This is a genomic window from Paenibacillus sp. VMFN-D1, assembly GCF_003386155.1.
GTDB classification, from domain to species: Bacteria; Bacillota; Bacilli; order Paenibacillales; family Paenibacillaceae; genus Paenibacillus_AQ; species Paenibacillus_AQ favisporus.
In genome coordinates this window covers 2,541,927-2,556,033 of the sequence record NZ_QRDU01000001.1, presented here as the reverse complement: position 1 = coordinate 2,556,033, position 14,107 = coordinate 2,541,927, and the positions used below count along the sequence as shown (strand labels likewise).

12 protein-coding genes and 2 pseudogenes are annotated in these 14,107 nt (G+C 50.4%); 9 read left to right on the top strand and 5 right to left on the bottom strand.

The window, feature by feature from the left end:
• The first annotated feature begins 7 nt into the window (after positions 1-7).
• The gene (locus C7820_RS11685) at positions 8-1,030 is read left to right on the top strand and encodes a UDP-N-acetylmuramate dehydrogenase (RefSeq protein ID WP_258875214.1); all 1,023 of its coding nucleotides are present in this window, start codon (positions 8-10) and stop codon (positions 1,028-1,030) included.
• 196 nt (positions 1,031-1,226) lie between these two features.
• Positions 1,227-1,827 (top strand): annotated as a pseudogene (locus tag C7820_RS11680) (nitroreductase family protein).
• Positions 1,828-1,904: 77 nt separating this feature from the next.
• Here the strand turns inward: C7820_RS11680 and C7820_RS11675 are convergent.
• Positions 1,905-2,342, bottom strand: coding sequence for a MarR family winged helix-turn-helix transcriptional regulator (locus C7820_RS11675; protein WP_116231741.1), 438 nt, complete (start codon positions 2,340-2,342; stop codon positions 1,905-1,907).
• A gap of 173 nt (positions 2,343-2,515) precedes the next feature.
• Here C7820_RS11675 and C7820_RS11670 point away from each other — a divergent pair, with 173 nt between their 5' ends.
• Positions 2,516-4,060 carry an MDR family MFS transporter gene (locus C7820_RS11670; protein ID WP_116231066.1) on the top strand — a complete coding sequence of 515 codons (1,545 nt, stop codon included), beginning with the start codon at positions 2,516-2,518 and terminating at the stop codon, positions 4,058-4,060.
• 124 nt (positions 4,061-4,184) lie between these two features.
• Here C7820_RS11670 and C7820_RS11665 read toward each other — a convergent pair whose 3' ends face one another.
• Together C7820_RS11665 and C7820_RS11660 are read right to left on the bottom strand one after the other, a co-directional pair.
• A complete protein-coding gene (locus C7820_RS11665) occupies positions 4,185-5,303 on the bottom strand; it encodes a sensor histidine kinase (protein ID WP_116231065.1) in 1,119 nt (372 codons plus the stop codon).
• Positions 5,300-5,986, bottom strand: a complete 687-nt coding sequence (locus tag C7820_RS11660) for a response regulator transcription factor (RefSeq protein WP_105443474.1) — start codon at positions 5,984-5,986, stop codon at positions 5,300-5,302. Before C7820_RS11660 ends, C7820_RS11665 begins: the two co-directional genes overlap by 4 nt.
• A 366-nt stretch (positions 5,987-6,352) precedes the next feature.
• On the opposite strand from C7820_RS11660, the gene C7820_RS11655 reads away from it, so the two are divergent.
• From C7820_RS11655 to C7820_RS11640, 4 genes are all read left to right on the top strand, one after another.
• Entirely contained in the window at positions 6,353-6,760 is a 408-nt protein-coding gene (locus C7820_RS11655; RefSeq protein ID WP_116231064.1) for a DUF6223 family protein, read from the top strand.
• A gap of 416 nt (positions 6,761-7,176) precedes the next feature.
• Positions 7,177-7,926, top strand: coding sequence for an SDR family NAD(P)-dependent oxidoreductase (locus C7820_RS11650; protein ID WP_181909003.1), 750 nt, complete (start codon positions 7,177-7,179; stop codon positions 7,924-7,926).
• Between the two features lie 102 nt (positions 7,927-8,028).
• Positions 8,029-10,122, top strand: coding sequence for a multicopper oxidase domain-containing protein (locus tag C7820_RS11645; protein WP_116231062.1), 2,094 nt, complete (start codon positions 8,029-8,031; stop codon positions 10,120-10,122).
• 24 nt (positions 10,123-10,146) lie between these two features.
• Positions 10,147-10,572 (top strand): SgcJ/EcaC family oxidoreductase, encoded by a 426-nt coding sequence (locus C7820_RS11640; protein ID WP_116231061.1) that lies wholly within the window; start codon positions 10,147-10,149, stop codon positions 10,570-10,572.
• Between the two features lie 119 nt (positions 10,573-10,691).
• Here C7820_RS11640 and C7820_RS11635 read toward each other — a convergent pair whose 3' ends face one another.
• Positions 10,692-11,588: an alpha/beta hydrolase gene (locus tag C7820_RS11635; protein WP_116231060.1), complete on the bottom strand. Its 897-nt coding sequence runs from the start codon at positions 11,586-11,588 to the stop codon at positions 10,692-10,694.
• 130 nt (positions 11,589-11,718) lie between these two features.
• Between C7820_RS11635 and C7820_RS11630 the strand changes: the two genes are divergently transcribed.
• Both C7820_RS11630 and C7820_RS11625 read left to right on the top strand, forming a co-directional pair.
• Positions 11,719-12,684, top strand: coding sequence for a helix-turn-helix transcriptional regulator (locus tag C7820_RS11630; protein ID WP_116231059.1), 966 nt, complete (start codon positions 11,719-11,721; stop codon positions 12,682-12,684).
• A 215-nt stretch (positions 12,685-12,899) separates the two neighbouring features.
• On the top strand, positions 12,900-13,496 hold the full coding sequence (locus C7820_RS11625) for a TetR/AcrR family transcriptional regulator (protein WP_116231058.1): 597 nt from the start codon (positions 12,900-12,902) through the stop codon (positions 13,494-13,496).
• Between the two features lie 201 nt (positions 13,497-13,697).
• Here C7820_RS11625 and C7820_RS11620 read toward each other — a convergent pair.
• Positions 13,698-13,928 (bottom strand): annotated as a pseudogene (locus C7820_RS11620) (ergot alkaloid biosynthesis protein); the annotation flags it as partial.
• Positions 13,929-14,107: the final 179 nt, after the last annotated feature.

Below are 14,107 nucleotides of genomic sequence, written 5' to 3'. Positions count from 1 at the left end.
ATTTGCCATGATGATTAATAACCGGATGACATTTGAAAATCTGTGCTTGCGGAATGAACCGCTTGCGAACCACTCGTCTTATCAGATCGGCGGAGAAGCGAATTTCTTCGCCATGCCCGAAACGGCCGAAGAACTGATCACGCTGCTGCAGGGATGCAGAACCCACGGGCTGGACTATTTTTTCTGCGGGATGGGCTCTAATCTTCTGTTTCCCGACAACCCGCGCAAGGATACGCTGTACATTTCTTTGAAAAGGCTGGTTTATTGGGACATTACCCCGGACAAATGGTTTATTTCCTCGGGGATGCCGATGTCCATGCTGTCGATCGCAGGCCTGATGTATAACATCCCGGGTTACGAGTTTACCTACTTGCTGCCGGGCGGCCTGGGGGCCGGCATTTACATGAACGCCAAGTACAACCACCGGCAGATCAGCGACATTATCAAAACGGTGTATTATGTGGACCTGGAGGATCCTTCCTTGTCCGTTCAATCGATTGACGTCAGCCAGTGCAAATATGGCTATAAGCAGTCCATATTCCAGATGAATCCGTGGCTAATTTTGGGCGCGGATATGCTGGCCGTACCGGAGCAATTGGATCCGCAGCAGGCGAACCGTCTGCTGAGCCGCTGGAAGGACAAAGAGGGGATGTCGTCCCTGTCTTCGTTCTATTCGTATATGGCTGAAGAGGCAAAGGCGCTCCAAAGCCGGGGAATCCATCTGCCCGCCCCGATGACCCAGATTGAGGAGTACCGGAACGGCAAGCGCCATTTCGAGTATCCTTCCTGCGGATCCGTCTTTAAAAACAATTACGATTACGGCGTTCCCGTCGGCGCTTTGGTCGACCGGCTTGAATTGAAAGGGAAGGCATACGGCGGCGCCATGATTTCCCCTTTCCACGGGAACATGATCATCAACACGGACCATGCGACCGCCGAGCACATTAAATATTTGATGAATGTGATTATGGAGGGTGTCGACAAGGCATTCGGCTTCATTCCTGAACCCGAGGTCGTCGTCGTGGAGTAGTCTGTTTCAAATCCGAATATGTGAACATTATGTGACCGTAACCCGCCTTCACCCGCGATTGGCGGGTTATTTGTGTCACGTTCGTGACCGGGATGACAACCAAGTTAAAAATCTTTAAATTAAGGTATTGTAATTGGGCGAGGGTGTATGTATACTAAAAAAGTAAGTAAGTAACAAAAAGGAGGAAGATATAAAAATGTCTAAACAGTTTATTGATGCACTCAAGAACAGACGTTCCATATATGGAATCAGCAAGGAGCAGGTGATCTCCGACGAGAAAATTCAGGAAGATCGTCAACGACGCGGTGAAATACACGCCGTCTTCTTTCAACTCGCAAAGCACACGCGTTGTCGTTCTGCTTGGCGAGCAGCATGACAAGCTGTGGAATGTAACGGAGAACGTGCTGAAAGCCGTTGTTCCGGCTGACAGCTTTGCACCGACTGCTGAGAAAATGGCTGCTTTCCGCGCCGGATACGGCACGATCCTGTTCTTCGAAGATTATGAAGTCATTGAAGGACTGCAAGCAAGCTTCCCTTCTTATGCAGACAACTTCCCGGTATGGTCCCATCATACTTCGGCGATGCACCAATTGGTCATCTGGACCGCGCTTGAAGCCGAAGGTCTTGGCGCCAGCCTGCAGCACTACAACCCGCTGATCGACCAGAAGGTTGCCGCAGAGTGGAACATTCCTGCGAGCTGGAAACTGATCGCCCAAATGCCTTTCGGCAAACCGACAGTTCAGCCGGGCGAGAAAGAATTCAAGCCGCTTGAAGACCGCGTTAAAGTATTCAAATAAGCAGTACGGAATTTTTATACTTAATCAAAGAGAAGCACCTCACGTCTTAGGCGTGGGGTGCTTTTTTGCGTGCCATGCTATTCTGCAGCCGATTTGGAGCGTCCGCCGCCAAGCGTGCGAATCTGCTCCTCCATGATGCCGCTGACCTTGGCTGCAAAGTCAATGAGCAGCTCGATCTGCTCCGCCGTATAGGACGAGCCGAGCCGGACCACGGAATCGTGCAGCGGCTTGAAGGTCTCGCGAACTTCGTCCCTGGCAAAATAGTCGGGGACGATCATGACCCGGCGTCTGTCGGACGGGTCATGCTCTCTCCGCACGTAGCCCGCTTTCTCCAGACGGTCGATCAGGGCGGTGACGGTGCCGGTGGAGAGACCCGTAATTTTGGAGAGCTCTCCGGCCGTAATCGGACCGGTTTCCCACAATATATCTACGGATTTTAAATCGGTGTTGGATAAACCGAGGGAACTGGCGACATGCTGTTGGTACAGGACGGTCCTTGTTCCCAGCTTTCTCATTTGCGAAGCCAACCGTTCTTCAGGTGATGTGTTGTCCTCAGCATTTTGACTTGACAAAAGCAAGACCTCCTCTTAGAATCTGAATATCTTGATGATCGAGATACTTGAATTCCGAGATAATGACTTGGTTTCATTTTATCGGAAGGGACAATACATTGTAAAGGAGATAACCAATGGAAGCGACGAAAAGCAACATTAAAATGGTCGTAGCAGGGCTGCTGCTGGCCATTTTTATGTCTGCCATTGACAATACCATTGTCGCCACGGCCATGGGTACGATCGTATCCGATCTTGGGGGACTGGACAAATTCGTCTGGGTCACCTCGGCCTATATGGTGACGACGATGGCCGGCATGCCGATCTTCGGCAAGCTGTCGGACATGTACGGGAGGAAGCGTTTTTTCATTTTCGGCTTAACAGTGTTCTTGCTGGGATCCGCACTATGCGGGCTGGCCCAGACGATTGAACAGCTGAGCTTGTACCGGGCGATTCAGGGGATCGGGGGAGGCGCGCTCCTGCCGATTGCGTTTACGATTATTTTCGATATTTTTCCGCCGGAGAACCGGGGCAAAATGACCGGTCTGCTCGGAGCGGTGTTCGGATCGGCCAGCGTGGTGGGTCCGCTGCTCGGCGCGTATATCACCGAATACGCCGGCTGGGAGTGGGTATTCTACATCAACGTGCCGATCGGCATCGTGTCCCTGATTTTCATTTTGCGCAGTTACAAAGAGTCTCCATCCCATAACAAGCAAAAAATCGACTGGTGGGGCGCATCGACGCTCGTAATTGCCGTCATCAGCCTGATGTTCGCACTGGAGCTGGGCGGCAAGGAGTACGCGTGGGACTCCGCACCGATTATTGCCCTGTTTGCCAGCTTTGCGGTATTCTTCATCATCATCTTCTTCGTGGAGCTGAAAGCGAAGGAGCCGATATTGCCGTTCTTCCTGTTTAAACGCCGGCTGTTTGCGACATCGCAGCTGCTCGCGTTTTTGTACGGCGGAACCTTTATCATCATGACGGTATATATCCCGATCTTCGTTCAGGCGGTGTATGGCGGTTCGGCTACGAACGCCGGGTTGATCCTGACGCCGATGATGCTGGGATCGGTGGCCGGGAGCGCCATCGGCGGGATTTTCTCCACCAAGACAAGCTACCGGAACCTTATGATCATGTCGGTCATTTTCTATTTGGGCGGCATGTATCTGCTCAGCACGCTGACCCCCGATACCGCCCGGATATATCTGACGATCTTCATGATCATCGTCGGCTTCGGCATGGGCTTCTCGTTCTCGCTGCTGCCGACGGCATCCCAGCATAACCTGGAGCCTCGCTTCCGTGGTACCGCAAACTCGACCAACCAGTTTTTGCGGTCGCTCGGCATGACGATGGGGATCACGATTTTCGGCACCATTCAGAACAATTTGTTCACGAACCGGCTTGCCGAAAACTTCAAAGGCATGGGCGGCGGGGCCAATTCGGCCATAGCCAACGTCGGCAGTCCGCAGGAAATTTTCCAATCGGCCAACCGCGCCAAAATTCCGGCGGAAGTGCTCAACAACATTGTGGACGCCATGTCCCATTCGATTTCCCGCGTATTTCTGTTTGCGCTGATTCCGATCGCCATCGCCGCGGTCGTGGTGGCCAGCATGGGAAATGCCAGAGTCACCGTCAGCAAGGAACAAAAGGCAGCCTCGGCAAAACAGCAGAAAACGGTGTAAATCGGTTAAAAAAATGCAAGGGCTGTCCGTTCCCACGGGCAGCCCTTGCTGATTGAAGACAAACTTTTAATTACAACACGAATGTGGACACTATTTTGATATAGAACAAGAGCGATATATTTATTCAAGTATGCACAGGCAAAAAAACAATAAATGTCGTACCTTGACCGGGTTCACTCACAACGCGGATGAACCCGTCGTGGGCCCGGACTAAATGATGAGCAATCGATAATCCGAGGCCCGTTCCGCCTGTGTGCCGCGAACGGGCCTTTTCCACACGATAAAAACGATCGAACAGGTGAGCCAATTCATCGGCTGGAATACCGATACCGGAGTCTATCACCGAGACACATACATAAAGTGCATTCTGATCCCAAACTTGATCTTCAATGACAACCGAAATCTTTCCGCCTTCCGATGTGTAACGAACTGCATTCGTCAACAAATTGATGAACACCTGCGTCATTCGTCTCGCGTCTGCCATCACCGTTACCGGCCTTGTGTTTGAAGAGAAGCACATTTCCAGCCCGTTCTCCTCAGCCTCCACGTTCATATCGTCCACGATTTGTTCAAGTCTTGCTGAGAGATCGAGCGGTTTGCAATCCAGCGCCAATCGGCCCGCCTCAGCCAGCGACAAGACATGAAGATCTTCCACAAGCAGGCCTAAGCGGATCACTTCGTCATGGAGTCTAAGCAGCATTTCCGGGGGAACGGATTGACCGGCCTGCTGAGCATTTTCTAGCTTGAGCTGCATGATCGACAGCGGGGTCCGCAGCTCATGAGCGACATCCGCTACCAACCGCCTGCGGGCGTCCTCGGCTTCCCGGAGACGGAGCGTCATGTCATTGAATGTCCGGATGACTTTGCCGTATTCGTCCTTTGATTTTACAGGAACGTTCACGTGCAGATCTCCCTGCGCAACGCGTTCGATCGCGGCAACAAGCTTTCGAAGCGGGATCGTGAGCACCCCTGAAATCCATAAACTGGCGAACAGCCCGGTTGCGATGAAAAAGAACCAATTCCCAAGCTCGTATTTCCGCATTTTTGCTGAAACGTAAGTCTTCAAGTGCTCAATTTGTTCCCCGGGCGGTGCGTTCAAATAAGCTGTACTGATTTCTTCCTTGCGATATTGATCGAACAAAGACTCCATATAAGCCTGCTTGGTAACGGCATGAACACCTCCGATAATAAAAACGAGCAGTCCCATGCAGACAAATATTTTTTGGCGAACCGTGAGCGTCATGATTGTTCACCGAATCGGTAACCGAAACCGTAGACCGTTTGAATATAACGGGGATTGGCCGAATCGTCTCCCAGCTTGCGGCGAAGATTCCGGATGTGGGAATCCATCGTTCGCTCGTATCCCATATATTCATCCGCGAGGGCGGCTTTTAACAATTGCAGGCGGCTGAAAACCATTCCGGGACGCGCAGCCAATGTGAGCAAAATTTTGAATTCGGTCGGTGTCAGTTGAATCTCCTGGCCATCCTTGAATACCTGACATTTGGTCTCGGAAATGGTCAGGTTGTCTCTTTCAAGCAGTATTGGCTTGTCTTCAGGTCCACGCAAGCGGCGAAGCAACGCCCGGATTCGCGAAGACAGCTCGCGCAAGCTGAATGGTTTCGTCAAATAATCGTCCGCACCGATTTCAAGACCGACGATTTTATCCGTTTCATCCGAACGGGCCGTGACCATAATAATGCCGCAATTCGAGGTTTGTCTGATTTCACGGCACACGTCGATGCCGCTTTTCTCCGGAAGCATCCAATCAAGCACAATGAGATCTGGCCGTTCAGACCGGGCAATCATGAGCGCTTCTTTCCCGGTACGGGCGGTCAATACTCGAAACCCCTCACGATGCAAATAGGTCTGCATCTCCTCAAGCATGCCCGGTTCGTCCTCCACAAGCAACAACTTCGGTTCCATTCGAATCCCATCTTTCCAGTTTAGTCTGCTTCGAGTAGGTGAGCTCCATCACTTACCCCAAATTATACTGTGTTTTAACACGATCATGAATAAATCCATACAAACGGAGGCGGATCTGCATAAGTTCTCGACATTTATTGTTTACACTGACTGTGCAATGAGAGCGATAGTCGCATAAGAACAAAAATCTTAAATTAACGAAGGCGAGGATTCAAAGATGAGTAATCTACCCGTAAACCGCAGTGTACCTGAAGCCCTGCATCGTACGGTGGAAGCAGCCGATCTTTCACCACTCGCAGTTAGAACGCGTGTCGTGTACAAGGCAGTGGTGAAGAACGAATCAAAAACAAAAAGGAGCTTTGGTCAATGAAAATAAAAATGGTGATGTTCGCTATATTTTGTGTTTTTCTACTTGTTCCATCAGTTGTTTCCGCCGCAGCGGCCAATGGTAATGTCGGATACGGAGAAGCTACCCCTGGGCGAATCTGGGCTTCGTTAGATGCGATGTTGGGCTTGATCGGCGCGATCCTCGGCGGGCTTTCTTTGGCTCGCTCCGCAGGCCGATTCGGTAAGGGCAGTGGAAGGCGCGGGGCCATCGTATCCGCGGTGGTGGGGCTGATTGTTATAGCCTATGCCTTGCTGCATTTGACCATTTTTACCGGAGATTTCGGAACCGGCAGCGGGCGGGCCGGAGCCATCATTGCCATTGTAATGGGGCTGGTCAGCATCGTCCTTGCCGGGTTGACTTTGGCTAGATCCCGCCATTCGGGCTGATGCGTAATCGTTAAATAACTGATTTCGACCGACCTGGACCGCTGCAAGCGGTCTATTTTTATTGGGGATACGAATAAGAAGTTTTGCTGGCGCTATTTTGAAAAATTTTCTGTAAGGAATGGCTCGTTAAGACGGAATAAGGGAAAATTCGGATGAATTACCTCTTGACACAAAGGAACCTCCAAGATAATATGAATTTATCTTAATTATTTAAGATAAATAATAAAATAAGATAATTAACCGATTGAGATTAATGTTGACAGCGCTCCAGGATCAACAGAAATCCAAGATTTTCTCGAAAGGGGAGAGTGCCTATCGTATGAGCCGAATGGAATCGGCAGGACCGTTTCGATAAAAGGCTTGAAGATGGGGATGGGGTTACAAAAAAAGTCGTTTGATGATGGAGGATGTTAAGGATGGATTATGGTTTACAGGGGAAAGTGGCTGTGATAACGGGAGGTTCGCGTGGAATTGGCAGAGCGGCTGCAAAGAAGTTCGCTGCGGAGGGGGCTCATGTCTACATCACCTATTTAAGCAACCGAAGCGAGGCGGACCGAACTATCAGCGATATTCAGGCGTCAGGCGGTTCGGGTCAGGCCGTCCAAATGTCCTTAAATGACGAGCAGAGCATTTCCCAGGCCTTCAACCAAGTGAAGAAGGAGAGGGGGCGGTTGGATGTGCTCGTGAATAACGCCGTCTTTTGGGGAGAGGAAGCCGCGGTAGAGGCGAGCGCGACGGAGGAATGGTTTTCCGTTATCGATCAGACCGTCAAGGGAACGTATATGACAACGAAAGCGGCCGTTCCGCTTATGAAGCAGGGGGGATGGGGACGATTGATTCATGTCTCTTCCAGCCTGGTATACGCCGGGAAACCGAACGAAACCGCAAACCTGACGGCCAAAGCGGCTTTGCACGGATTCAGCCGTACCTTGGCGGCGGAGCTGGCTTCGGATGGAATTTACTCCAATGTTGTCATTCCTGAGCTCACGTTGTCGGAATGGGTCTCGCACGCATTCCCGCAACCGATGCTTGAAGATTATGCTCAATCGTTTCCGACGCGAAGGCTGGGCACTCCGGATGACGTTGCGAATTTGATCATTTATTTGGGATCAACGGCGAACAGCTTTGTCAATGGAGAAGAAATCCGCGTTACAGGCGGTAAATAACATGGGCAGAGCGCAGGTGCAGATCCATAAGAAGGCTGCTTCCCAACCCAATGTTGTGTGGTCAGACGTCAGGTTATTTACCGATGGAAAGGAAACAACGTAATGTTCGAAACGATTACAAGTATGATGTTAACCTACGCGGTGACGGCGCTATGGTTGATCGTCGGCACGGCGGCCGCGGGGCTTCCTTACGTAAAAGGTATTTTTCAACGGAAGGTCTGGAGAACGTTATTGCTTTGGATCAGTTATATTGGCCTTGCGTTAGCCTGTTTATGGTTCATTTTGATGATCAGCCTATGGGTTAGAAGCGGATGGTGGTTCGTTGAAGGCATTGTCAAGACGATACTGCCCATCATGTTGATTGGCTACGTTCCCTTGGTCCTGTATACACTTCCCTTATTAAGGAGACTACGGGTTTCCACTGCGGACGAATCGTCTTCAGATTCGATGATCACAACAACCGATCCGAGGCTGCTGATTCCGATCTATGCGGCCGCTCTTGCATCCGGCATTGCCGCCTTTCATACGATTTTCTCGCAGCCGACCCTTCCCGGCCTGCTGGAGACGGTGCTGATGATCACGTTATATCTCTTCGTTCTGGTTGTGCCATCCTTTATCGTCATCAGAAGATATCAGGCGATCATGAAAGGTACATTTACCGTGGCTCCTTTATGGAAAAGGTTGTTGAAATTCGCCTTAGCGGGATTCACGACGGCCATTATAGCAATCGGGGTGGTGGCCGTTCAGGCTTGGTCGGACTTTCACGCCTCGAAGCTTCCGGAAGCATCGGATATGATGAATCACCGCTGGCTCGACGAAGGAGGTGGCACTCCGACGATGATGACGGGTCATCAGGATCATGCTGATCATGCCAATATGGTGGAAGTAGCGAAACTGACGGGAGATATCTCCGCTCCTGCGGATATCCATTATGAGCTCGTTGCGCAGAAACGGGAAATTACGCTTGCGTCCGGTGCCAAGATCGAAGCTTGGACGTATAACGGCGAGGTCGCCCCCGAGCTGCGCGCAAGGCAAGGAGAGATGGTGGAAGTGAAGCTGATGAACCGGGATATCGACAAAGGTGTGACGATTCATTGGCATGGATACAACGTGCCGAACGCCATGGACGGCGTACCGGGCATGACCCAAAATGTCGTCAACCCGGGGGAATCGTTCACGTATAAGTTTCGAGCCGAGCAAGCAGGGACGTATTGGTTCCACTCTCACCAGCAGGCTGCAGAGCAAGTACGCAACGGCCTGTTCGGATCCTTTATCGTCGAACCATCAGAGGAGACGGCCAGCTACGATGAAGAAGTGACGCTTATTAATCATAATTGGAACACCGATCAGGGGGAGAAGACGGCTTTCAAGGACCAGGACCGTGTGCAAAAAATGAAGGTAAAGCCCGGAAAGACCGTATTACTAAGGCTCATTAACGCCAACAATCAATCCCAAAAGTACTTGCTCCAGGGGAGTGAATATAAGATCACGAGCATTGATGGCACTCCTATCCTGCAGCCGGATCGGTTATCGGATCAAACCGCATTCAGGCTTGCGGCGGGCGGGAGATACGACGTCACATTTACGATGCCGAATCATCCCGTACTGCTCAAATTAGGCGACTCCACTTATATGGAGGGACCGAGCGTCGTTTTTTACGGGAATTTACCGCCGGACCCCATAAGCTTTAAAGCGGAATCGAGCTTGTTTGACCCGTCTCAATACGGGAAACCGGCAGATTTAGAACTGACATCCGTGACCAGGTTCGATCGGGAATTTAGGATGGTATTGGGAAACAGGCTCGGATTTTATAACGGGAAAATGAATTACCTTTGGACCATTAACGGAGAAGTGTATCCCCATACGCCTACTTTGGTTGTCAAAGAAGGCGAGAAAATCAAAACGACGTTTATCAACAAAAGTCTCTCAGAGCATCCGATGCACCTCCACGGACATCAGATGACGGTTTTGAAGAAAAACGGCAAAAGAGTTCCAACACCGTGGGTTACCGATACATTGAACGTTAATCCGGACGAAATGTATGAAGTGGCCTTTATAGCCGACAATCCGGGCATGTGGATGGATCACTGCCATATTTTAGACCACGCGGCCGTCGGGATGACCCTGCATCTGATGTATGACCATGTCATGCCCTCCTTTGAAGCGGGAGTGAGATCGGGAAATATACCGGAATAAACAAATCGAAGGGAAAGATGATGAATGGAAAACCAAGCGAAAGATATTCAATTGATGAAGGAACTGTTTATGTCGTTGAGCGAGGCCTGGAACAAGGGGGATGGAGCGGCTTACGGCGATTGCTTTACGGATGACGCAGATTACGTGACATTTATGGGCCAGCACTTGAAAGGGAAAAAGGAGATTGCGGAGGTTCACCACATGCTGTTCCAGGGTCCGCTCAAAGGCACAACATTGGATTCCACGCTTACGGACGAAGTGCGGCCGCGTTTTTTAACGCCGGACATAGCGATTGTTCACGGGATCGGCGAGGTCAAATTGCCTAATCCAGCGCAGGACCCTAACGACAGAGGCTCAATTAATACGAATGTGGTGATCAGACAAAAAGAGGGATGGAAAATAGCGGCATTCCAAAACAGCCGGATCCAGTCGATGCCAGGCATGAATTAAGCAGGCTTACCCGTACCGCCTGTGATGGGGCCAACAAAAGAAATGCAATAAATAAAAAAATGCTCTCCTTATCGTATAAGGGAGCATTTTTTTATTAGCCAATCTTTAAACAAGTGTATTCAACATCTGAGATGCTGTGTGATGAACAGTGCAGCACGGTCCAGGGCTTGATCGGCTTCATCAAGAATACCTGTGAACGCCTGGAACACATGCGGGACGCCGGCGGTAACGTCAAGGATGACATCAACGCCTGCTGCACGTGCACGATCGACTAACTGCGTGGAATCGTCAAGAAGCAGCTCGTTGGTTCCGACCTGCAGCAGGATCGGTGGGAATCCGGTAAGATCGGCGAACCTGGCGGGGCTTATGAGTTCATGATTCGGATCCTGTCCTGCGAGGTACATCTCGTCCGTCAATGCAAAGCCCTCACGAGTGAAGAACGGATCGAGCCCCATTTTGCTATCCATACTTGCTCCGGAATGCGTCTTATCGAGCCCCGGCGAGAACGTCACTACCGCTGCTGGCATCGGCAGACCTGCGTCCCGTGCCATCAGGCAAGTCGAGACAGCAATACCGCCGCCGGCGGAGTCGCCGGCAAACGCAATAGACGATGCCTGGGCTCCATTGTCCAGAAGCTCACGATAGGCTGCGAGAGCATCCTCAAGAGCTGCAGGGAACGGATGTTCAGGGGCGAGGCGATAATCGAGTGAGACGGACCGGATACCGGTCTTGTCGACCAGGTTCGCGGTAAGGGACATAGCGGTGTAGGGGGAACCCATAATATACGAGCCGCCATGGAAATAAAGAATAATTCCTGGGCGGGTGTCCTGTGCAGGGTCAACGATCACACCGGGCCGATGACCAATGGTCGTCGGCGTGGTCCGCACGCCCGCAGGTACTAACATCGTTGCCATCATGGCAGCGAAGCTCGCGCGCATCTCCTCGACGGTTTGCGGCTTGGCGGGCTTAGGACGCCGCAGCATTTCATCCAATTTCTTACGTTGTTCTCTAGACATATGAACAATCTCCTTTTCTTTTTTTATATCGATTTCTACCGTAAATCTCTCCCAACGATCCGGCGTATTCATAGTGTATAATATGAATGTGACAGAACTTGTCACTATAATCTTTTGGGGGTGAATATTTATGGGGAAGTCGAGGCGCCTGATTGAATTGATGATGGCGGTCAATCGAAAGCGGAAATTCACCGTCAAAGAGCTTGCCGAAGAATTTGGTGTGTCTACCCGAACCATGCTGCGCGATTTGCAGGAGCTGAGTGGAATGGGAGTGCCTTTATACTCTCAAGTTGGTGCAGGAGGCGGATACCATGTTCTGACTGAGCGAAGCCTTCCACCGATCTCATTTACGGAAAATGAGGCATTCTCCATGTTTTTTGCTTCCCATGCCCTTCGACACTTCAGCTCGCTGCCTTTCGAGGCATCTGCAAAATCTGCACTTCGAAAATTTTACAGGTATTTACCGGAAGATGTGAAAAGTCAGATCGACGAGATGCGAAACCGAATTGACTTGTTTACGCATACACGCCCAGAACGTGCTGACTACCTTGAGTTATTGCTCCAAGCGTCCATTAGAAGGTTGCCCGTAACAATCAATTATGGAATTCGAAAGAATGGTACCCCTGAAAGAACGATTCAACCCATCGGTATATATGCCCATGAGGGATATTGGTTTTGCCCGGCTTACTGCTATTTCCGAAAAGCTTTCCGATTATTCCGGGTAGATCGGATAGGGTCAGCCGTCTTGGCGGATGCCGAAGCGTCATCGCCTACAGTGGATGTTTCAGAGTTGGATTTAACGAACTGGGGACCTCATTTCTACAGCACACGGGAAAGCGTAGATGTTAAAGTGAAACTAACGGCAAAAGGGATTGAGTTATTCCGAGAAAAGAGCTGGATTTTCCCTTGGGGAGAAGTACAAAGTTCCAAGGACGGCACAGGCATACTGGAAATGGGTATCTTTCCGTCCGAAATACCATTCTTTGCTGATTATTTTTTTTCGTTCGGTGCTGAAGCGGTCGTGCTCCAACCGGAAGAGCTAAGAGAAGCGGTCAGAACAAAGCTGGTCCGTGCTCTCGAAGAGTATAAAGTTTAAAACTGCCAGTCTGCCGATTTCACGTTTGTTGGTGGATCTAGATTTCTTTCGCAAGTTAGATGCGGAGAACATTCCGCATGTTTTCTACCCATATCTTCATGTCCACGGCAATCGATAGAGGTTTGTTGGCCGACTGTGCATATGGAAATCGTGAGGGTCCGCCCGCAATTATAGTATAATAACTTATATGAATAACTGGAGAAAGGGGGAGGACCGTGGCAAGAACGAAGGCTTTTGATACGAATGAGATCCTGCATAAGGCTATGAACATCTTTGGGAATCGCGGCTATGAAGGCACCTCGTTACCGGATTTAATCACTGGACTGGGCATTGCCCGTCAGAGTATATACGATACGTATGGAACGAAGTGGGAGTTGTTTTTCGCAGCAGTCAAGCACTATATGGATCAGAAGAATCAGGAGCTGAGGAAGCATTGTGAAGGGCCTGGAACGGTGGTTGACAAGGTGGAGCTCGTCTTCACTACCATCATTAAGGTCCTAGTGGACCCCGAACAGCGCCTGCAATGCTTCATTATTAGCAGCGCGATCGAGCAGGCCCCTCATAATGAGGAACTGGCTGCTTATTTGCAGGCGAATACCGAACTGTCGGAGCAGATCTTTTACACGATGCTGGAACAAGCGGTGACAGAAGGGGAAATAGGCACGGAGGTGAACATCCGAGACCTTGCCCGTTTCCTCGTGCATGAGCGGATCGCTCTGATAACGTCAGCCAAGCTCGGAATGGATGAGCCGAAGCTGCTTGGCATCATGCAAATGGTGCTGTCCGTCTTCCGGACGATGCAAGGCAGCTAAAAGGTAAGTCTCTTATAGAAGTGAATCCCTGAACCCAAAAGGCTCTCCTAGGGTCATCTTAAACGATGATGACAGGAGAGCCTTTTTTCTCAAAGTGCCTTTTGGTTTTCCATTGAAAACCATGCCTTGTTCGCGAAATGAATTGTTCAAGGGAACGCGGTTCTCGCCCGGTTACGCTTTGCGCAACTAGTATCCGTGCCCGTGTCGGGCATTCGTGAAGTTCTGCATGAAGTAGGAAGGGCGCAGTACGGCCCATTCGGGAGCGTGCTGACGAAGATAATGGTGAACGGCGCCGAAGACGGGTCCATTTTCCGGAATTGAGGCACTGGATAACAGGACGAAGCGCTTAACCGAGGCGTCAAGTGCTCTGCGGATAAAAGGAATCATGACCTCTGCAGGGTGCATACTTGCGGGTGCAACCAAATACACGGCATGAACGTCCTTATTTTTCTGACTGAACAGTCAAATATATTTCGGACCAATCGATCAAAAAGATCGATCTGGGCCATTGGGACGGTTTTTTGTGCTTTCGCTAAAGTGTAATTTTTAACTTTTAACTGGCAGAAAAATGACAGATTTTAATCGGCATAGTAGAATAATAGAGAAATCAT